Origin of the sequence: Companilactobacillus kedongensis, assembly GCF_003946625.1 — a bacterium.
Taxonomy (GTDB): domain Bacteria; phylum Bacillota; class Bacilli; order Lactobacillales; family Lactobacillaceae; genus Companilactobacillus; species Companilactobacillus kedongensis.
The window spans coordinates 88,831-111,114 of the sequence record NZ_RHOR01000008.1; the positions used below are offsets into that span (position 1 = coordinate 88,831).

General features: G+C 37.0%; 18 protein-coding genes. 2 read left to right on the plus strand and 16 right to left on the minus strand.

The annotated features are described in order from the left end of the window. Positions 1 to 200 precede the first annotated feature (200 nt). The gene (locus EKM60_RS06435) at positions 201 to 467 is read left to right on the plus strand and encodes an AbrB/MazE/SpoVT family DNA-binding domain-containing protein (protein WP_125713638.1); all 267 of its coding nucleotides are present in this window, start codon (positions 201 to 203) and stop codon (positions 465 to 467) included. After that, on the plus strand, positions 460 to 825 hold the full coding sequence (locus EKM60_RS06440) for a type II toxin-antitoxin system PemK/MazF family toxin (protein ID WP_125713640.1): 366 nt from the start codon (positions 460 to 462) through the stop codon (positions 823 to 825). The genes EKM60_RS06435 and EKM60_RS06440 overlap by 8 nt, the downstream gene beginning before the upstream one ends. A gap of 53 nt (positions 826 to 878) precedes the next feature. On the opposite strand, the gene EKM60_RS06445 is transcribed toward EKM60_RS06440, so the two are convergent. From EKM60_RS06445 to EKM60_RS06515, 16 genes are all read right to left on the minus strand, one after another. After that, positions 879 to 1,649, minus strand: a complete 771-nt coding sequence (locus EKM60_RS06445; RefSeq protein ID WP_125713643.1) for a hypothetical protein — start codon at positions 1,647 to 1,649, stop codon at positions 879 to 881. Positions 1,650 to 1,728: 79 nt separating this feature from the next. Continuing rightward, positions 1,729 to 3,501 (minus strand): glycoside hydrolase family 73 protein, encoded by a 1,773-nt coding sequence (locus tag EKM60_RS06450; RefSeq protein ID WP_125713645.1) that lies wholly within the window; start codon positions 3,499 to 3,501, stop codon positions 1,729 to 1,731. Between the two features lie 524 nt (positions 3,502 to 4,025). Continuing rightward, complete coding sequence (locus EKM60_RS06455; protein WP_125713647.1) at positions 4,026 to 4,265, minus strand: hypothetical protein; 240 nt, start codon at positions 4,263 to 4,265, stop codon at positions 4,026 to 4,028. Positions 4,266 to 4,341: 76 nt separating this feature from the next. Next, positions 4,342 to 5,385, minus strand: a complete 1,044-nt coding sequence (locus EKM60_RS06460) for a hypothetical protein (protein WP_125713649.1) — start codon at positions 5,383 to 5,385, stop codon at positions 4,342 to 4,344. 153 nt (positions 5,386 to 5,538) lie between these two features. Next, a complete protein-coding gene (locus EKM60_RS06465) occupies positions 5,539 to 7,038 on the minus strand; it encodes a hypothetical protein (protein ID WP_125713651.1) in 1,500 nt (499 codons plus the stop codon). Positions 7,039 to 7,140: 102 nt separating this feature from the next. After that, entirely contained in the window at positions 7,141 to 8,259 is a 1,119-nt protein-coding gene (locus EKM60_RS06470) for a hypothetical protein (protein ID WP_125713654.1), read from the minus strand. A 163-nt stretch (positions 8,260 to 8,422) separates the two neighbouring features. Beyond that, complete coding sequence (locus tag EKM60_RS06475) at positions 8,423 to 9,517, minus strand: hypothetical protein (RefSeq protein ID WP_125713656.1); 1,095 nt, start codon at positions 9,515 to 9,517, stop codon at positions 8,423 to 8,425. A gap of 304 nt (positions 9,518 to 9,821) precedes the next feature. Continuing rightward, positions 9,822 to 11,897 carry a hypothetical protein gene (locus tag EKM60_RS06480; RefSeq protein ID WP_125713658.1) on the minus strand — a complete coding sequence of 692 codons (2,076 nt, stop codon included), beginning with the start codon at positions 11,895 to 11,897 and terminating at the stop codon, positions 9,822 to 9,824. 99 nt (positions 11,898 to 11,996) lie between these two features. Further along, positions 11,997 to 14,069, minus strand: a complete 2,073-nt coding sequence (locus EKM60_RS06485; protein ID WP_125713660.1) for a hypothetical protein — start codon at positions 14,067 to 14,069, stop codon at positions 11,997 to 11,999. Between the two features lie 175 nt (positions 14,070 to 14,244). Next, on the minus strand, positions 14,245 to 15,726 hold the full coding sequence (locus EKM60_RS06490) for a hypothetical protein (protein WP_125713662.1): 1,482 nt from the start codon (positions 15,724 to 15,726) through the stop codon (positions 14,245 to 14,247). A gap of 684 nt (positions 15,727 to 16,410) precedes the next feature. Beyond that, positions 16,411 to 17,859, minus strand: a complete 1,449-nt coding sequence (locus EKM60_RS06495) for an SLAP domain-containing protein (protein WP_125713664.1) — start codon at positions 17,857 to 17,859, stop codon at positions 16,411 to 16,413. Positions 17,860 to 18,118: 259 nt separating this feature from the next. After that, the gene (locus tag EKM60_RS06500) at positions 18,119 to 18,208 is read right to left on the minus strand and encodes a type I toxin-antitoxin system Fst family toxin (protein ID WP_125713666.1); all 90 of its coding nucleotides are present in this window, start codon (positions 18,206 to 18,208) and stop codon (positions 18,119 to 18,121) included. Positions 18,209 to 18,474: 266 nt separating this feature from the next. After that, positions 18,475 to 18,573, minus strand: a complete 99-nt coding sequence (locus EKM60_RS06505; RefSeq protein WP_404811399.1) for a type I toxin-antitoxin system Fst family toxin — start codon at positions 18,571 to 18,573, stop codon at positions 18,475 to 18,477. Positions 18,574 to 18,612: 39 nt separating this feature from the next. Then, positions 18,613 to 18,756 carry a hypothetical protein gene (locus tag EKM60_RS11120; protein ID WP_164508344.1) on the minus strand — a complete coding sequence of 48 codons (144 nt, stop codon included), beginning with the start codon at positions 18,754 to 18,756 and terminating at the stop codon, positions 18,613 to 18,615. Next, positions 18,735 to 18,836 carry a type I toxin-antitoxin system Fst family toxin gene (locus tag EKM60_RS11320; RefSeq protein WP_125713670.1) on the minus strand — a complete coding sequence of 34 codons (102 nt, stop codon included), beginning with the start codon at positions 18,834 to 18,836 and terminating at the stop codon, positions 18,735 to 18,737. Before EKM60_RS11320 ends, EKM60_RS11120 begins: the two co-directional genes overlap by 22 nt. A gap of 490 nt (positions 18,837 to 19,326) precedes the next feature. Beyond that, positions 19,327 to 21,621 (minus strand): SLAP domain-containing protein, encoded by a 2,295-nt coding sequence (locus EKM60_RS06515; protein ID WP_125713672.1) that lies wholly within the window; start codon positions 21,619 to 21,621, stop codon positions 19,327 to 19,329. Between the last annotated feature and the right edge of the window lie 663 nt (positions 21,622 to 22,284).

The window sequence follows — 22,284 nt, forward strand, 5'->3', positions numbered from 1 at the left end:
CTGTGAATGAACTAATAATAACGATAACGTGTTTGTAATATTAGTTGCCATGATCGCGTTTAAATACGTATATTCGTAAAGTAGTAGAAAATACCTTATCGATAATCGCGCATATATCAACTGTAATTCATAATCATATCAACTAATCTTAATTTATGATACAATTCCATTGTACATACAGGTACACACGGAGGCGCATAATGAAAAAAAATCTTGGTAACTTTAAAACTAGAAAAAATGGAAACAGTATAAGCCTAACAGTACCTAAAACAATTGGAGTACAAGAAAACGAAGAATTTAGCCTGTCTTATATTGATGGGAACTTAATATATAAGCCAATAAAAAAGAATAATAATCCTTGGGAAAATGGAGAATATAGTAAATACGATTTTCGAAAGCTTAGAAACGAATTAGACTTTGAAATTATAAATTCCAACTCTGTTGGAAAGGAAAACACAAATGATTAAAATCGAACAAGGGGATATCATCTACATTGATGCGGAACCACATTCAGGAAAAGAAACGGGTGGTCATGACCTAAGATCTGGCAATATACGCCGTCCACTGGTGGTTCTTTCCACCACAGGTTATAACGAATTAACTGGTCTAGTTACTGGCATGTTTATATCAACATCGTCAAAATTAAAATTTCCTCAAATGTGCATTCCTATAATTGATGTTAAAGGCGGAATACATGGAAATATTTTAACTTGGTCATTGCCCAACTTTGATTACGAGTCTCGTCATGCTAAAGTGATTAGCAAAGTTAATGAAAAAACGTTAACTAATTTATTACAGCAAGTAAAAAATATATACAATTTATAAAAAGTCACAGATACTTTTCCATATAAAAAAGACGTCCAGCTTGGACGCCTTAGCTAATAATTGCGTTTATTTTTACTAAATACTTGTTTGTAAGTGATTATCATTTCTTTATATCCCAGTTCGCCACGACACATCTTTTGAAAAGCTGAATCTACTAAATAATCAACTCCTAATTCCACGTCCCGATACTTGCGTGGAATTTTTTCGTGTTTGGAACAAATACAACTTGAGAATGCTGTCAGAATACAATTATCATTCATTGTCTTAACTGCTAAATTCATTGAACTTAAATATATTTCTGCGGACGATACGAAATATTGAGTCATTACACTGACATCGTGCATGCGATCACTCAAATTTCCTCTGGGAAAATTCATCTCAATCTCAAATCCTTGCGTGGATTTAAAACGAGCAACTTGATCAGTCTGCTGAAAACCTTCAACAAAATGTAATCCGATCCAGTCAGCATTATTGCGACTGCCGCCAGTCATCGGCATGTAACTGACGTTGCCATGGATCATTGGTAGAAAACTTTTTAAATTAAAAAAACTGGTCAAGGTTCTGGAAACCATAAAACCAACTCGATTAGTCAGATGAAATTCATTCATCAATTGCTTGGTCGTTCTTTCAACGAAGAAAACACCCTTAGTATTGTGAACCACGATCGAATTTCCGTGGATCGATTTATCCTTTTTGATATCTAGCAGTGCGACGATATTCTTATCTACTACAAAGTCATCGTCAATATATAAGAGCTTTATCCCCTGATCCAGCAACCATGTTTTGTCGATCACTTGACCAGAAAACTGATAAATATTATCCATTCTTCACTGCTCCAATATCAAATTTTCTCGTGGTACAGACACGCGTAAACGCTCCCACAAAAAAAGACGCCGCAGCGTCTTAGATAGCAGTATAGATACAATATTTTCCGTCGATCCAACCATTTTCTACTTGATACCATGTCGTCCCGTCAACGATTTGCTTAGAAGTTACCTTCCAAGTTGTTCCATCGGCTAGACGTGTACCATTAAACTTATGGTTTTCAGATGGTGAGTTATAAACATTGATACCATAACCTGGAATATAGTTAATTTTAACCGTACCATTTACAGAAGTTACGTAGTTTGAGCCCGTAACTTGAACATCATTAGCACTGACCCATTCGTCAGATGACACACGATACCAAATTGAACCATCAGCATGAGTTGACTTCTTGTCAACTTTCCAATCAGTGTTGGCTGCCAAGGCTCTGTTGGTACTTACTTGATGTTTGGAATTATACAATCTGGCACTAGGTGAAGCAATAACGTGCACTACATCAGGATAGTCAACGACTATATCTTGATCAGATACATCAGTTGTTGTTTCTGAAGCTAGTTGAATGTCTGAATCCTTGACATACGAATTAGTTCCCACCAAATAATACTTTGCGCCATCGTCACCAAGTACATAGGCCGTTGTGACCCATGATGACTTGTAAGGCAAAGTACGGTCAGTTGCAGCGTTGGAATTTCCAGATGAGTAAACTACTGCACCGTTAGTATTTGAAATTGTCGCAGTATCACTGATCGATACTGGGGGTTGAGTTGTTGTTGATCCTTCTTCTGACTTCAATTGAACATCAGAAGATTTGACAAATTCATGCGTTGAAACTTGATAATAAGTCTCGCCTTCTGGAGTTACTACTTTAGAAATAACTCTCCAAGGAGTACCTTCACCTAAAGCACGAGTACTTACTTGTTGGTCAGGATAAGCGTCAGTATATAAAGCTGCCGCACCCTTCTTAGTTACAGTCGCAATGTCATCGATCTTTGTTTGCGTACCATTCACTTGTTGAGTTGTACCACCATTATTATCTTCAGATCCGCCATCAGTTTCGGTTTCACCGTCGTATTTTGTTAAATTATTTGATTCGATCATATTATTTAATACCGAAGCGTAGGTCGGAGCAGTTGCGTATTTACCTTGCAAAGCTGCCGTAGCGTCTTTATAAGTTGCAGCATTTTCCTTCCAAGCACCACTATAATATTTAGAATCCCATGATACACCATTACGAAGTTTGTTACCATTGTCGGCAAATGATTCGTAATAGGTTGGGTACTTACAAAAATTAGCATAAATGTAGTACCATCCCTGTGCGGCACTCCATTCAGACGTTTTCATAGTAATATAAGCGCCATTGTAGTCGCCTTTGATCCCAAATAAATTATTTGCTTCAGTAGTTAGTTCAGAAGTACCCCAACCACTCTCGAGAATAGCTTGAGCCAACATTACGGATGTGTAGACACCATATTTAGCGGAAGCTTTCTGGGCCATAGGTACAGCCATTGCTAAGAATGCTTGTTGTTGTGCTGAGGTTGCTCCGGCAGTAGTAGTTGCTTGTGTCAAAGCTGAAGTTTGCGCCCTTAACAAACTGCTTTTGGCAGCCTTAGCGTCAGAAACATCTGATCCTTCACTCGGAGTGTCATTTGATTCGGAAACTGGTGCTCCTTGTTCATCCATAACACTAGCGACACCAGTATCTTTGCCGGTTGAACCAATTTTATCTGAATCAGTATCATTACTTTTATCGTCTGCTGAAACGGCTGCTCTTACGTGGGACGTATTTGAAGAAATGCCAACTGCGGCCAGAACACTAGCTAGCGCAGTTGAAGCTACCCATTTTTTGTTCATGTCTAATTTCCCCTGTTTTTAAAAATTTCTTGTCTAATATCAGACTACTATGTAACGGTTTTCTGTTCAATAAAATCAACTAAACCGTAATAAATTCTAAACATTTTGAGCAAAAAATTAATATGGTTGAAATATTGCCGCCTGCGGTGGAGGAAAAATTCTGCTATCAGATTTCTCCTCCACCGTAGGCTTATCAAGAGATAATAAAAGCCCATCAAGAACACGGATTTTTTCAAATAGGTGTACCTAACAGGCAATACTTTTATTATATTAAATTTCCAGTTAAAGCTCCAACTTTAACTACGTTTACAACTACTACTATAAATATAGAAACAAACAATTCAACCAGAGAGTTTTAGTAACGTAATCCGTTGCGACTGTGGCGTTAGAAGGTGGTTTTCCTTCTTACACCACCAACGATTGTGAGATTTGCGTAAGCAAAGCTCACAATCGAGGTCCAAGACCGAGGCTTGGACCGGTTGCGCAACAGATGTAGTTACTAAAACTCGTAGGCACAAACCAATTTACTCATTACGATCGATAAAGTTAACGTAATCCGCTTCGATCCATTCGCCATCTTTGGCAATACGATAGAAAGCCTTGCCGTCATCACCGATTCCACGGGCATCTGTATACCATGCTGATTGTCCTTTGACAAACTTGTCCTGTAACATTTTGCGATCCATTTCGTATGTATCGAATAGGAAGACCACGTAGCGGTCATCTTGGTTTACCTTAACAATACCGTTTACGTTTTCTAGCATTGTATTACCACCTTTTTAAGCTTTATCCTAATTATACCCTAAATGCAGAAAAAAACAGGTCTTTGTGTCAGACCTGTTATTTATTTACCAAAGTTACACCATTGCCAGCTTTAACGAATTCGTTTGTTGAAACCCCATAGTAAATTGCTCCACTCTCATCCACACCGATCTTATCGACTAACCAACTTGTTCCGCCCCCTAATGCGCGAGTTGATGATGACTCTAAGTTAGCATTGTACAATCTTTGGGAAGCACCCTCAGCGATATCGATCTTCTGTAATTCTTGTAAATTAGTGATGTCCAATGCCTTAGGTAATTCTGCATGCTCTAAGAAAGTTACATCACTAGCATTTACCCACTCGTGAGTTGAAACACGATATTGTTTAATACCATTGATAGTTCTCACTTGATCCACTTGCCAATGAGTATTGGCTGACAGAGCTCTGTGGTCCAGTTCCTCATTCTTGTCATTGTATAAGTGGTAGTAAGCTTTATCAGAGTTTGTGATTGCTACTCCGGAGATTTCTTTAGCAGTTCCCTTTGGCACTACCGTTACTTTTTGATTGAAAACAAACATATCTTCGTTGCCTTCACCTAAAAATGTAGGATTTTCAGCCAGACCATTAGTTGTCATTGTAGCTTGTCCAGCTGCATATTTACTGGCGAACTCTCCAGCACTTTTATCCAGCCTAACAATCAACTGTCTGTATAAAACAGGGTTCTCAGATGTATAAGTATCCCCCATCTCAACTAAACTGTCAGGATTCATATCTGGTGAAGAATGATATTGATCCATCGGAGCCTGAATTTTGTCGGCAATACCAATTAATTGCCCTTTTGAATTATCATCTGTACTAACTAATTTATAGTTATACAGTCTGTTGTCATCAACACTATCACTAACCAAACTGCCCTCTTCAACTGTAGTTTCTGTTGGATATTGCAGATCAGCTGATTTAATATCAGCTACATTCACTTTACTATTTACTAAACTACTAACATTAGCATCTACGACAGGACTTGCTTGTATCGTTGCCGAACTAAGCGAAGACGTAATCATAGGGGCCGCTGTGAGTAAAACTATTGCGGATATACCTGCATACTTTATTTTATTTCTCATGCGATTTCCTCCTGGTTATGTCCATAAGTAAATAATACTTGATTGGGAAAAGTTACGCAATAAATATACTAATAGTTATGATAAATATTTTCTAATATCCAATTGAGAATTGTCGTGATATATAATTAGCCGAAGATAGTGGGATTACAAATACTATTTAACCAACCTAACCCCATCACTAGCTTTAACAAACTCATCAGTAGAAACACCATAATATATCCCACCATGCGAATCTGTTCCAACTTTATCAACCAACCAATTGGTACCACCAGCTAATGCACGAGTCGTAGAAACTTCCTGTTTAGAGTTTTGTATATTATAAATATCATGATCAGTACTCAAGCTGATTTTTTGAGGATTACTCAATCTTTTAACAGTCATCCCTTCAGAAATATTTCCATTAGAAACAAAATCAACGTCAGACTCGTTGACCCATTCATGAGTTGAAACACGATATTGTTTTACACCATTCACAGTTCTAGCCTTATCAACTTTCCATGAAGAACTGGCAGCCAAAGCACGATTATCAACTTTTTTATTGTCATCATTATATAGATCATAACTAGTTTTATCATTATGAGTAGTTGCTACACCTGTCGTCCGATCCACAGTACTAGGCCTAGGTTCAACAACAATTTTCTGAATATACTGAATCGCACCATCAGAAGTAATATTTTCTGCAGTCTTAGGCTCATTATTTATTGTTACTTTGCCAGAACCTTTGAGATATTCTGTAGCCAAAGGTGTCATACCAACTTTAACGATTCGATAATAAGTTGAGCCTTGACTATGTGAAAATGTATCGCCAATCTGAACTTGTCCATCTGTTGATCCTGTACCTAACGCATTCTTAGCGCTTTCTAAATCTTTATATAAAATATTATCAGATCGATCATCAATTGATTTTCCTAAAACAGTCCCATTAGAAAATGTCCCTTCACCACTTGTATCAGTCAAAGTGGTATAAATCTTAGAGCTATCCTGAACACTACTAACAGCCGTGCCATCGGAAACACTGATCGATGACGGATAATTTATATTTGCGGAAGTTATTTCAGATATATTATTGATTGCAGTCACTTCAGGACTTACATCAATTAATTTTTCAACAGGATTTCCGTCACTATCTAAGTTAAAATAAATAATTTTAACGCTTGCCTTAAAAGATTTAAAACTATTATCAGATTTGTTATGGAGTAAACTATCAAACTGAGATTTAAAGTCGTCAATATAAGGATCCGTTATTCTTATTTGGTAATATACTCCATTGTTTTTAAGGTAATTAATACTGTCTTCAGATAGTAGATGCCTTCCTTGAAACATCGGTAACCTGTGTTCGTCATTAACACCATAACTTATTAACGACGAACCTTTTGTGTCTGCACTCATTTGGTTTCCAAAATCGTATCCATTGGAAATCGCAGTATACATTAATTCCATATCTTCACTACTCATACTGCCTGTAACAAATGATTGATCTTTCAAATTTTCCTGAAGTTCTTTTGCAATTTCGTTTACTCTATTATCATCAGTATCTGGCGCCACGTCATCAGCCTTAACTACATTAAGTGAATTAATTTCTGGTGAAGCAAGTGGTACCGTCATTAAAAATGATGTAGCTATTATCCCTGCATACTTAATTGATTTTTTCATGTCGAGCCTCCCTTTTTGCAAGCGCTTACTTTACAATTTTAAGTATACTCTAAGACAAATAAAAAAAGACTTGCTACTAAGCAAATCTTTCATTTCCATAAGTTATTTAACGACCGATACACCGTAACTGTTATGAATAAACTCATTTGTTGATACACCGTAATAGATTCGACCATGGATATCTGTTCCGATCTTATCAACCATCCATGTTGTTCCTCTATCTAAGGCACGATGTGTTATGAAATCTCTATCCACATTTTGTAATTGATAGTACAGATTATCTTTTGAAAGTCGTACCTGAATAGGTTTGTCCAACGGAGTAACAACAAGTTTTGAATGCATCTCGCCATCTGGAATATACGTTACATCAGATGCATTGACCCAACCGTGAGTTGATACACGATACTGCTTAATGCCATCAATTATACGAGTTCTATCTGTGTGCCATGATGACGTAGCCATTAAAGATCTGTGATCCGCATTCGAGTTATTGTCATCATATATGCTGTAATTTGGTCTATCTGAATGTGTTGTTACTGTTCCGGAAATTACTTCTGGTTTAGGAGTACTAGTACTTCCATTATTTTCTTCTTTTTCATTTGGATCTTGTCCAATAACTATTTTTTGAGCTACATTTATGAAATGAGTTTCACCTGAAGGGCCACTTGAATGCGAGTTACCAAAAACCATATTGCTTGAGTTATATTTCTCACCATTAATAGTGAGTGTCTTTCCCTCATTTCCACTCTTATACTTCACTATATCATCAACAAGCTGTTTGTTTTTAAAGTACATACGAATTTGTCTATAAAATACTAATCCGTATTCCGAAGAAAATTTATCCCAACCTTTTACTACATTGCCATTATTAGTAATTGGGGCATTATAAATATAGGGTTCATCATTATGCGGAGTCCCTTCCCCAATTCTAACTATTTCAACCCTAGTGGGTTGAGCAATAATATCACCAGTTTCGCCATTTAAAACTTTTACATTCATATCTATTTCAGTACCTTGATCACCATTTAATTCACTGAACGGTGTACCCTCTTCAACGTATATAACAGGATAAGAAACATCAACAACATTAATACCTGTAAAATCTACATTTTCCGCTTGCACAACAGTAATCATATTACTCGGCGTAACCACAGAAATTACGGGGGATAAGGCAACTAGTGTTATAGCGGCGATACCTGCGTACTTCGTCGTCTTTTTCATATGTCTTTCCTCCAAATTTGGATTTTTATCTGTAATTTAATAATAATTTATTACTTGTTAATCACACAAGACAGACCCTAGATAACATTTTGCAAGTTAAATGCCCAAATTAAAAGCACGACAACTCAACTAAGAATTGTCGTGCTATTTTATAAATCAAATGCTATTTAATCTCTGAAACACCATAACTGTTATGAACAAATTCATTTGTAGATACACCGTAGTAGATTCGTCCATGAATATCCTTACCAATTTTGTCAACCATCCAATCTGTTCCACCATCTAAAGCACGATGTGTTATGAAATCTCTGTCAACATTTTGCAGTGAGTGGTGAGGATGTTCGTTAGAAACATGAATTTTAATAGGTTTATCTAGTTTAGTAACAACAAGTTTTGAATGCATCTCACCATCTGGAACGTAAGTCACATCTGAAGCGTTCACCCAACCGTGACTTGATACACGATATTGCTTGATACCATTAATAGTACGTACTCGATCTGTGTGCCATGATGATGTAGCCATTAAAGATCTGTGCTCTGCATCAGAATTATTGTCATCGTAGATGCTGTATTTCGGTTGATCTGAGTGAGTTGTTACTGTTCCGGAAATTACTTCTGGTTTAGGAATATTTCCACCACCATTTGATTTTGGAACAACTTCAATTTCTTGACTAACGTGTATATTTACTTGATTCATGGTTGTTAAATGTTCCGATGAATAATCATACTTATGTCCATTCAAATAAACGTTATCATTTAGGTAATACCGTACTTTTTTAATTAAATTCAATTCATCACCATAGAAATCTAATGAAATTTTTCTATGGAGTTTCCCGTTCTGATTCAAATTAAATGTGTCACCTATGGTTAAACTTGAACGTGATAATTCATGACAAGTGGCATGTTCAAAAAATCGGGTCCCCACTGGCAGGTCTTGCAGTGGAAACTCATCATCGTCACTATAGATATCATCGTCATATACATGCTTTATATTATAAATCGTAGCCAGTTCTCTTCCATTTTTATTATCCAAAATAGCTCCAAAAAATTCTGGGTCATCGATATCTTCAATTTTGGACCCCTCCTCAACAAATACTTTAGATGGGAACACAATATTTATATTATCAACTCCTGGGAATCCCGCTTCATCAGCCTGCACAACAGTAATCATATTGCTCGGTATAACCACCGAAATTACGGGGGATAAGGCAACTAGTGTAATAGCGGCGATACCTGCATATTTCATCGTCTTTTTCATATGTCTTTCCTCCAAATTTGAATTTTTATCTGTAATTTAATAATAATTTATTACCTGTTAACACCACAAGACAGACCCTAACCCCACTTTGACAAGTTAAACGCTCAAAATAAAAACACGACAATTCATTTAAGAATTGTCGTGCTATTTTTATCTAATTATATCTAGCCGAAGAGTGCGGGAATTTCTACCAGCGGTGACGAGGACGTATTTAGAGATTTGCAATCGAGCCTTCAGACCTTGGCTGAAGGCGGTCCAACCGCAGGTAGAAATCCCCCGCTCTCTTCGGCGGCAAAACCAAACTCTATTTAACTACACTAACTCCATCGTCAGCTTTAACAAACTCATCAGTTGAAACACCATAGTAAACATCCCCATGCATGTCAGTTCCGATTTTATCAACCAACCAATCAGTTCCACCTGCCAAAGCACGGACACTAGAAACTTCCTGCTTAGAATTATACAAGTTATAAATATTATGATTTGTAGCTAAACTGACTTCTTTAGGCGTATCAAGCTTCTTAACCGTCATACCTTCAACAACTTTACCATTTTCAATAAAGTCCACATCAGAAGCATTGACCCACTCACTAGTTGAAACACGATACTGCTTTACACCGCTGATAGTTCTAACACCATCAACTTTCCAAGATGAATCAGCCAATAAGGCACGGTTATCCACCTTTTGATTCTTATCATTGTATAAAGCGTAGTAATTCTTGTCTGCATGTGTTGTGGCAATTCCAGAAATGGATTGGACATCATTGTTTGATCCGCTGTTATTATTATTTGAAGCAGCTTTATCTACGACAACTTTACGAATATAGAAAGCCATTTGACTATTTATATATGTTTGAGTCGGATCATTTATATCTGCAGAATCTTGGGGTTGTGGCATTTCTTTTCCATTAATGGTCAATTTGTAGGTAATTGGTGCACCACTTGACCAATTTCCACCATCTTCCCAATTGGATATAAATGAATTTATAGAATCCATCTTATCAAAATCAGCTCTCATAATTTGATAGTATTCCGTACCCTTACTAGCATCAAATTTATCACCAATATTAATCTTATTTTTACCGCCACCATTAACCACTTCATTCCATGCGTCATCAGAATTGGCATAAAATGATGAATTATACAGTGTTGAGCTAACAGCAGTCTTCACACTATCGGAATCTTTAAATGTGAAGTTAGGATCTGGTGCATCACTAACTTGTGAACCATCCTTTACATGAACCGTATTATCATAAGTACCACTAAGACTAGTGGCTACATGCTCTGGATCAAAACTCACTTCTTTATCATCATCAATTGTTTCAATATTTCCATTTGAACCAGGATACTGAAAACTAAAATCCAACTTAAATCCTTGTTTATTATCACCGGCTATTTCGTTTAAAGCATTCGTGGTACCGATAACTTTTCCATTCTGATCTTTAGCAGTAACTGCAATATTTACATTATTATTCAAGAACGCTTTCTGTGATTCTTCAGAAATATCACCTAATGAAACTCCAAGCGTTTTCATTGACTTGAATAAATCATAACTACTAAACTTCTCATTTTGACCTTGCAGATCTTTATAATACCCTCTAAATACCCTTTGACCAGTAAAACCCGTGAACAAAGTAGGATAATTGTAAAGCATGTCTCCTGCTAAATTACGATTTTGTTCACTCTTTAGAGTCACATCGTGTAATTGGCTTTCAAAGTCTTTGACTGCATCCTGAACTTGACTTACATTAGCGGACACTGCTTTGTTATTAGCCAATTCATAATTAACTACCTTGTCTGTACCATTGTAACTAATCGTAGTCACAAGCTTCAGAACTCCACCGTTATCACGAACATTTTTTATGGTATCTAAGAAACGCAAAAAGTCAGGGGACAAAGAAACCTCTGGAAGACTTATCAGATGACCATCACTATCCTTTACCTGTGTGGTAACTTTTATATTACTAGAAACACTATTATTCGATAATACTTTCTTATCATCATCTTTTAATGCACTAGTATCCATTGCATGAAGAATATACTTAGAATAATTGGGATTACTCTCATTAATAAATGCCGCAGCAGTTCCACCAATACCACCACTAAATGACGGATCTGCAGCATACGTACCGCTGACAAGTTCTCCCGGATCTGGATTATCATATAACAAATTAGGAAACGGATCATCAGCATCATTAACATAATTTTTACTTGTTAATGATGCCGCCAAATCATTGATAGCAGTCTTTATCTCATCATCAGTTGGCGTAGTAGCAGCCTTAACAGTGACAGGTCCCAAGTTAAAAACAGGTGCTGCGACTGGTGCAACAGTTAATAATGTTGCTGCAGCAATTCCTGCATACTTAATTGATTTCCTCATATTTTTTCTCCCTGCAAAAAATATTTAATAACCTAAGTATAAGCTGACAGAATAAAAAAAGAAGGTAACCGAATACACAGTTATCTTCTATAATAGTGATTATTTTACTAGTGTGACGCCATCTTCAGCTTTAACAAACTCATCAGTTGAAACACCATAGTAAACATCCCCATGCATATCAGTTCCAACTTTATCAACTAGCCAACTTGTTCCACCAGCCAAAGCACGAGTCTTAGAAGTTTCACGTTTAGAATTCTGTAAACCATAGCGACTATGTCTAGTAGCTAGATCAATTTGTTTTGGTGTATCTAACTTCTTAACCGTCATACCTTCCGTAACTTGACCATTTTCAATAAAGTCAACATCTGAGGCATTGACCCATTCATGTGTTGAAACACGATACTTTTTAACACCGCTGACAGTTCTAACACCATCAACCTTCCACGAAGAATTTGCCATCAAGGCACGATTATCTACTTTATCATTCTTGTCATTGTACAAAGCATAATGATTCTTATCAGTATGGGTTGTAACGATACCCGAAATAGTTTGAGCACTGCTATTTGACCCATTATTATTGTTAGTATTCGTGTCTCCAACTACTATTTCACGTATAAAAGTAATTTGACTACTATTGGCAAACGTTTGAGTAGTATCATCATAATCATTAGGAATAGTCAGTTCTTTCCCATTAAAAGATAATTTATACGTACTTGGATCACCCATCCAATTTCCCATAAATGTGAAGAAGGAATCTGGAACATTTGCTTGGACTATTTGATAATATTTAGTACCTTTTTTGGCATCAAAGGTTCCACTGAGATCAAAATGTTTATCATCCATACCCTTAGACGTAATCCATGCATCATCACGTGAAGAATAAAATCCATAACGAACATTTGGAGTTAAAGTAGCACTACTTTCTTCACCATCAGCACCCTCAAATTTAAAATCTGAAGTTTCTGCCTGAACATCACTAACATTGGAACCATCTTTTACATGGATCGTATCATTATAGGTAGCTTTTACACTAGTGAGCTCTTGCGCAGGTTCAAATGAAACTCCCTTAGTTGCTTTGATCGATTGAATACTTCCATTTTTACCGGGATATTCAAAGCCAAATGTCAATTTAAATGGCTTATTATTATCTGATATATCCTGCAAACCAGCATTATCAGTTACAGGTTTGCCATCGGCGTCTTCAACACCGACTTTAATATTTATTTTATTATCTATAAATGCCTGTTCAGATTGAGGTGAAATATCACCGACCGCAGCACCTATTGACAATTTTTTAAATAAATCATAGCTGCTAAAAGCATCATCCGAACCATTCTTATAGCCTCTAAAAATAGTTTCACCGGGCCAATTAGCCATATCGGAATTGTAGAAGCCAAGCATGTCCAGAAGTAAATTGGGATAATTATCTCCCGCTCTTAAATTAGTAACATTTGTCAATTTATCACTAAAATCATTAACAGCATCAGTCACAGCATCTTTGTCACTAACCAAATAGTTATTATTAGTTAAAGTATATTCTTTATCAGCAGTCTTATTGCCAGTACTATCCTTATAATATACAGTCGTTTTAAGCTTCAACGATCCGCCATCATCACGAACATCCTTAATACGATTTAAAAGATTGAAATAATTAGGTGAAGATGTCCACGCGTTTCCCAAATTTAGCTCTTTATCACCATCATATACAGAAGTAGAAGCATATGCTCCGGAATCTCCCATATCCCTTAAAACTTGAATATCAGTAGCAGTTAGATTGCTACTACCAATTTCAGGCAAAATATTACCTGGTAAATTTCGTTCTACACTAGTGGCGATCAAGCGAAGTGAAGCATCACTGCTCTTATTAAAAGATGAATCTTTAGGATATATCCCGTAACCGTAAAGTCCTGTTGAAGAATTTGCTGTTGACGGATAATCATCCATTAAATTAGGGTAAGGCGTTTTAACATCTGAAGTTTCAGTCCCAAAACTAGTATCTTTGTAGGATGACATCAAATGCTCGATAGCTGTACTGATCTCCTCATCCGTATGCGTAGCTGGAGTGGCAGCTTTTACAGTTGTTGGTACGATATTAAACACTGGACCGACAACCGGTGCGACAGTTAATAACGTTGCCGCGGCAATCCCTGCATATTTAATTGACTTTTTCATATTTTTTCTCCCCGTAAAAAATATTTAATAACTTAAGTATATGCTGATGTAATAAAAAAAGAAGATAACCGAATACCCAGTTGTCTTCTATAATAGTGATTATTTTACTGATAATTATAAATTTTAGCGATAAAAAAAGAAGATAACTGAATTTTCAGTTATCTTCTAAATAGTATTAGTTAGCTAATGAAACACCTTCGCCAGCTTTAACAAATTCGTCTGTTGAAACACCGTAGTAAACATTACCAGCAGCGTCTTTAGCAGTCTTATCTACTTGCCATGCAGTACCACCACCAAGGGCACGAGTTGTTGATTCAACACCCTTTGAGTTGTACAAGAAGTAAACCATTCCTGTAGTTGAAATGTTTACGATCTTATTCTTGTCAAGCTTTGTAACAGTTAAAGCACCTTCTGGATCAGTAGTTGAACCAGTGTCAACGTCGCTACCTTCAAAAGTAACATCTTCTGCAGGAATCCATTCGTGTGTTGATACACGATATTGTTTAGCACCAGAAGCATTTGTACGAACCTTATCTGTTTGCCATGCTGAATTCTTGTCCAAAGCACGGTTTGAAACTAGTTGGTCAGCATCGTTGTGTAATGTGTAGAATGCCTTGTCACTCTTTGTGTTAAGAACACCCTTAACATCTTTTACAGTCCAGTCAGAGTTAGCGCCATCTTTTGTAACATTGATTGCACGGACCATCTTGATACCTGTGATGTTACCAGAAGCATCTTTGATCAATTGACCATTGTCAGTTGTTGAAGCATTTACACCGTTAACTGTGTATGAGTAACCCTTAGCAGACATTTGACCAAGGAATGTTTGTAAGTCTGAACCTGATTTAACATTTACAGTGATTGGTTGGTAATAAGTAGCATCCTTGTCACCAAATGTAGCATCAGTAAATGTACTACCACTAGCTGACAAAGCATTTGCATATGTTGTGTAGTAACTGCCTAATGCAACTGATGTAACATTATCAGTATCGTTAGCCAAGTTCTTGTTATTGCTGTCATTCAAAGTAAGATCCAAAGTATTTGTAAGTGTTGGGTTTACAGTACTTGAACCATAAGCAACGTTATAATCCTTTGAGTATGTTGCTGCTAATGATGTAATAGCATCTGTATCTGTTGTCTTGGCAACAGGTAGAACAGTAATTTCTTTTGTTGTAGTTGCTGTTGTAGTTGCTGAATTATTAAATGTCATAGTAATTGTGAATGTAACACCAGAACCATTAGCATCCTTCAAAATCTTGTTAGCACCAGCAGCATCTAATGTACCAGCAACTTTTTTGTCATTTGCCGTAGCAGTAACAGATGTGATTTTAGCATTTTTATCATTCACAGTCTTGTCTTCCAATGTTGCGTGATGCATTTGTCCAAAGAATGAATCCTTAAAGAAATCTGATGGTTTCACATTAAGACCAGTACCATAGTTAGTACCATTTGTAAGAACATCATCAATTGGAGTTGCTGTTAAAGTATAGCTATCCTTAAATTGATTTAACCATTCGTCAGCATCAGCTTTTTTAATGCTTGTTGCGGCATCAGCAGCTTGCACTGTTGTAGTTGCACTAATAACAGGTGCAGCAACTGGAGCAACGGCTAACAAAGTAGCAGCTGCGATTCCAGCATATTTGATAGATTTTTTCATATTATCCCCCTGAGATAAAAAAAGATTTTGCGCAGGTCTTTCCCACTGTTCTCCAGTATATGGGTCATCATTTTTTGAATCAACGATTATCGTAATACTAAAGACTTTCTTAAAAAAGGAACGCGTGTGTATTAGATTTGGTGTGTCCGCCTACAGGCGCGAGGGAGTTGGCCTGCAATAGGACCGACGTGAGCCAAGGTCTCCCGTCTCGATTACGAGCTTTGCTTTCGCAAATCTCATAATCGTCCATTCCGTAAGAACGGCTACGCCATTCAACGGAATTTTTACTGCTGGCCAACTCCCTCGTGCCTTCCGGCTCATCATATTTAGTACACGAAAAATAGAAATATACTATTTTAATACTACTTAACTAGTATTGTTCAACTATTCAAAATCCGTAAGAAAACTAATCGGAAGAACTGAGTAATATTTAATGGCAGTGACAGTGGTGTTAGAACGGTGATTTTCCGTTCTTACAGCACCGGGCGCGTTTGAAGACTTGCGTAGCAAGGCTTTAAACCGAGCTTTGAGACCGCACTTTGGCTCAAAGTGTTCCGCACAGCCATTAAATATTACTCAGTTCTGGAGATGGCAGATAAAACACCACTAAAAAAGCCCCCTAAATATACAATTTAGGAAGCAATATTTTTATAATTATTAAATTTTCCTGCGGAAATAAAACACCTAAACCAGCGAAACACCCTCGCCAGCTTTAACGAACTCGTCAGTTGAAACACCATAATAAACATTACCGTCAGCATCCACCGCAGTCTTGTCAACTTGCCATGAAGTACCGCCACCAAGTGCACGAGTATCTGAAATAACACCCTTAGAGTTGTACAAATAGTAAACCATACCCTCAGTAGAAACATTGATTATCTTGTTTTTAGCTAACTTAGTAACAGTCAATCCACCCTCTGGATCAGTAGTTGAACCAGTATCAGTGTCGGTTCCAGTGTCAATTTCAGTACCTTCAAAATCGACTTCCGATGCAGGAATCCATTCATGAGTCGAAACACGATATTGTTTGTTACCATTACGATCAGTACGAACTTTATCGGTTTGCCATGAAGAATTCTTGTCCAAAGCACGATTTGAAACTAATTCGTCATCATCATTGTGCAATGTGTAATATGCTTTATCGCTATGCGTATTAACTACACCTTTGACATCTTTAACAGTCCACTCGGAAGCTTGTGAAACATCAACTGTACGGACAAAAGTAATCGTCTTGTAGCCATTGGCATCAACGGAAACTTTTCCATTGTCAGTTGCAGCCTTGGAAGTACCATTTATAGTATAAGTTGAATTATTGTTATTCGTTGCCAGGTAGACATCCAATGCTGAATTGGCGCTAACTGTAACTGTTATCGGTTGATAATATTCAGTAGCTGATCCATCGTCATTGGTAAAAGTTGAACCAACAGAAGCTGCTGTACCGCCATTTAGAGCATCTGAATATGAGTTGAAAAATCCTCCCAATGAGTATGAGCTGACTTCATTATTATCAGATAATAAAGCTTTATTATCTTGATCTGTTAAAGAAAGATCAGTTGAAGATTGAGCTTTAGCGTCATCTGTTTTTGAACCATAATTTACTTTATAAGGTGTCGTAAAATTAGCAGCCAAACTTGTGATGGTTGACGTTTGGTCACTCGTTGGTGTCAAGGTAAGCGGAATACTTACAGTTGCCGTGATACCACTGCCAGAATCGTATTCCAAAACAGCAATGAACTTAACCGTTTTAGCAGCTTTTAAAGCAGCCGTAACACCATCAGCATCTAGTGGCTTGTCATTTTCACCAAAAGCTGAAACTTTAACAGAACCATTAGTGTCATCAACGTTGCCACTGTAAGTTCCAGTAGTAAATTGACTGAAGAAATCATTCTTTAAAAACGCATCTGCTTTGATAGTTGTATCAAGATCACTAGCACTGAATTTAGCAGCTTGACTAGCTGAATAAGTGGCAGATTCCTTGAACATCTTAGAATATGCAGTTACATCGTCACTTGATGGGTAACTAGTATCAGCTTGAACATTAGTAGTTGTCGAAGTCATAGCCGGTGCAGCAACTGGAGCAACCGCTAATAAAGCAGCAGCTGCAATTCCAGCATATTTAATAGTTTTTTTCATTAGTATCCCCCTCCGAGGTATAAAGATTCTTGGGAAATCTAGGGTAGTTACACTTCCACTAAATAACATTATAATAGTCACAAAATCGGTATGCAATGGAAGTTACAATGATGAATAAGTGAAGTGGATATGTTATACTATCTTCGTAGAAAAGATATTCATATAAATCAAACATAAATAGCCATCCTACTTGTGATAGGATGGCTATTTTTTTCGCCGTATGATTATGAGCGTTATGGGTTGACGACAACTTGCTTAATTACTGCTTGCCATTCAACCAATGGTCAAATAATGATATCACTATACCCACTGTTATGGGCGCAATAATTGCTAGAAAAAAGATATTCATATAAGTCACCCCCTTACGGGGCAAGCTGCCACTCTTAATTATACAGAACTAGTCCGGGTTAATAGCTGTATTGGCATACCGCCAAATTATAGTTTTTTAGATTTATAGATCAAATTAGAATAATTACATTCCATATGGTATACTATCTTCGAATACAAAATATCCAGGTAAATCAAACATAAATAGCCATCCTACTTGCGATAGGATGGCTATTTTTTTCACCCGTGCAATGTTGGGCGTTACGTGCTGACGGCAGACTTGCTTAATTATCGCTTATCATTCAGCCAATGATCAAATAGCGTTATAGCTATACCCACTATTATGGGCGCGATAATTGTTACGTACAAAATATCCAAGTAAATCACCCCCTTACGGGGCAAGCTGCCATCATTAATTATACAGAACTAATCTGAATTAATAGCAGTATTGGCATACCGGCAAACATCAAAATATACACAGACAATCAACACATTACGTGTTACACTTTGTCCGCAGTAATCAATAGGTGCGATGACAACTTGCTTGATTACTGCTTGCCATTCAACCAATGGTCAAATAGTGATATCACTATACCCACTATTATGGGCGCGGTGATCGTTAAGTACAAAAGATTCACATTGATAGTCATCCTAAACGGAATGGGATGACTATTTTTGATTTGTTAAACTTTTAAAACAACTTGGCAAATGAGCAAAATATATTTTAGCAATGCATAATAATATTCCATGTGTTACAATAATTTTGCAATCAATTGTATGTCACAAAACATAAATAGCCACCCTACTGTGAATAGGGTGGTTATTTTTTTACCTCCATTAACGAGGAGCAATATTTTAGTTACTATAAAAAAGGGAACTATTTCTAACTTCAACACGAAGTAAGAAACAGCTCCCTTTTATTTTATATTCATAACATCTTAAATCCCAGCAAATACCAGTCGGAAGAGATGGAAAATATTTACTGGCGGTGAAAGTGGTGTTATTGCTGTAGCAATTACAGCACCGGACGAGTTTAAAGACTTGCATAGCAAGGCTTCAAACCGAGGACCCAGACCAAGGCTGGGACCGTCCCGCACAGCCAGAAAATATTTTCCATCTCTGGAAACGACATATAAAAAACTAATATTCAAAAGCCTCATCAAAAAGAACAAACTCATCAGTAGAAACACGATAATACCTCTTACCATCAATCAAAGCAATTCGATCAGTCTTCCAATCAGTAGAAGCTCCAAGTTTGCGATCAAGCTCACCACCCAAGTAATCAACCAGATCACCCTTTTGGTCAGCCTTAACTTCAATATCAGCAATATTATCTACATAAACATAAACGTCACTAGCCTTAACATACTCATCGCTCGAGACACGATAGTATAATACGCCATTCAAGTTATACTCCGCATCACTCTTCCAAGCAGTGTTGATATCCAACCCACGGTTAGTTACCATCTTACCAGTCGCATCGTACAAACTAACATTCGTCGTCGTTGTAGCAACTCTTTGATCTTTTAAAATTGTAGAATTAGAGTCACCTGTAGAACTAGAATTACCGCCAGTAGTTGTCAAAGGCTTATAGACTAGGTCTAAGGATACCGGTACAGAATAAGTATCAGAGATCATGACCAAATAATCGATCAACTGTTCTCTAGTCGTATCACTGCCTAAATCCAAGGGAGTTGTTCCATCCTCCTCCATATTTCCAGTAGAAAACATCTGTATAAGTTGTCCAATAGTATATCCTTCTAAAGACTTATCAGATAATTTCCCTTGAATATGATTGCCATAAAGTGTGAAATCAACCGTAGTATTGGCTAAATCTAAAGTCCGATCAGCCGCTAAATTAGTTTTGACCGCCGCAACGTTGGCAGCACTATCCGCAGTATCATCATCGAATAAGTAGATATCCTGGCTATTAATTGTACTAGTATCACTTTCAGTAACATTGATCTTTCTTCCTGGCATAATCTTAAAATCATAGGTCCTGTCTGATGCAACTTGACCTAAATCAGTTACAGGTAATTGAATTGAAGTCGCCGGATCGCCATTATTATCCTTTGCAACCCTTGAATATCCGGGATAATCAGGTTTCAAGTCTACACCAGAACCTTCAGCACCAGTACCACTGACCGTTCCAACTATCTTATCAGTCAAAGCGTCATGATAATTTATAGTATAGTTGACGTCAGTTGAACCCACAGCTTCCCAAGTAGTAGATGTTCTAGCAGCGGAAGGAGTACCCGCATTATCATAAACTCCCATCAAATCATCAGAACTATAAATATGAGTCCCGTCACTCCACCCTTTGTAGCCATCTGGATTAATCAATCCAGTACCTTCCAAAATGGTATTGTTATTAACTTTTAAACTCATCAAAGAATTCATATCTCCCAGCATACTACCAACAGTCTTTGCTGAAGAAAAATCAAATCCCGTTAAATCAAGACTCGTTAATTTAGCATCCTTATAAAATACCGTTTCCGCACTAGTAATCCCTGTTGCCGAAAAGCCAGTCATATCAATGTTTGTCAAGCCTGAATTAAATCCAAAAGCACGATCCAAATTAGGGTGAGTCATCGTTAAACCAGATATATTTAAACTAGTGAGTGCAGAATTTCCACTAACAAAACCTGTAAAGTTCACACCATCAGCCAGTTTCCAATCAGAAATATCTAAACTTTGAAGGCTCACAATATTAGCAAACATCTCAGAAAAGTCCGTAGTATTAGACACATCTAGTTTTCTAACATCAGCCGAAGTTAAATTTTTCATATTATCAAAATATTTGGCCAAACTAGTGCCTGCAACGGCTCCATCTTCAAAAGTAACATTAGTAATATCATCTGCGTATTTGTAATTATTCCAAACATCATCAACAGTGCTTAGATCATCTGATTTAGTCGTTGAATCAAAAGTTGGATCACTGACAGTCCCAGCACCAATATAGAGCGTTCCGTTATTGTCCAAATACCAGTCACTACCGTCATCACCAGATAATTTACCTTGATGATCAGCCGCAGTATCAGCAGGAATAGAAAACGTAGAAGCATTTGCGTTAGTATCTTGGGCAGAATTTGCCGAATAAGGTTGAATAGTAGAACCCTGATTTTCAGTTATAGTTCCAGTAGAACCAGTACCATATGAACCCTCATCAGTGGCTACCGCACTAGCACCAGTATCGGCACTTCCATCAGAACCATTACCTTCACTATAATTTTGACCTGATCCAGCATTACCAGAGTTAGTAGGAGCAGCAACAGATTCAGTCTGAACCTGATTAGAATCAGTCCCTGTCGTAGCCGCATCCAATGAAACATCAGCATTAGCTACATCCACATTAGTTCCCAATATTATCAAACCACTAGCTAAAGATAACAGTGAAACAGAACTCAAACGACCCGTTCTATATTGAATTCTCATATTATGGCCCTCTTCCTCTCTTGTTATGTATAAATTCTATACTACTCTTATCAGAAGATAATCAAAATAAATAAGTATATTTATAACTTATAGAATTTAAAATAAAGAATAAAAAAAGAGAACCATCTCTAACTTCATATTGAAGTAAGAAATAACCCCCTTTGATCAAACATCAATAACGATAATGCTTTACATTTATATCCAAAACCCTTCAAAATACAAGTCGGAAGATATGAAAAAAATTTACTGGCAGTGAGAGTAGTGTTATGGCTTTAGCCATTACAGTACCGGGAGAGTTGGGAGACTTGTGTAACAAGGCTTCAAAACAACCTAAGATTAGTTCTGAGTAAAAATACTTTACTCAGAACTTTTTTGTACACTGAAGATAAAGCTAAAATCGAAGATGGACCTCGGGACTTAGAGTCCGAATCAAAAAATGGTTTCCGTTATCTTCATTTCTTTAATTTGTTTTTAGGCTGTTGGACTTAGAGTCCGTGTATAGGAAATGAGATTAGAAATGTTGATACGGATAGCTTTAGAAAGGAAATAATATGTCAGATATAATTGCTTTAGACGTGTCCAAAGGACACAGTTACTGCGTTTACTACAGTGATGGTAACTGTGTTACCGAATTTAACTTCAAACACAATAAACCAGGATTTG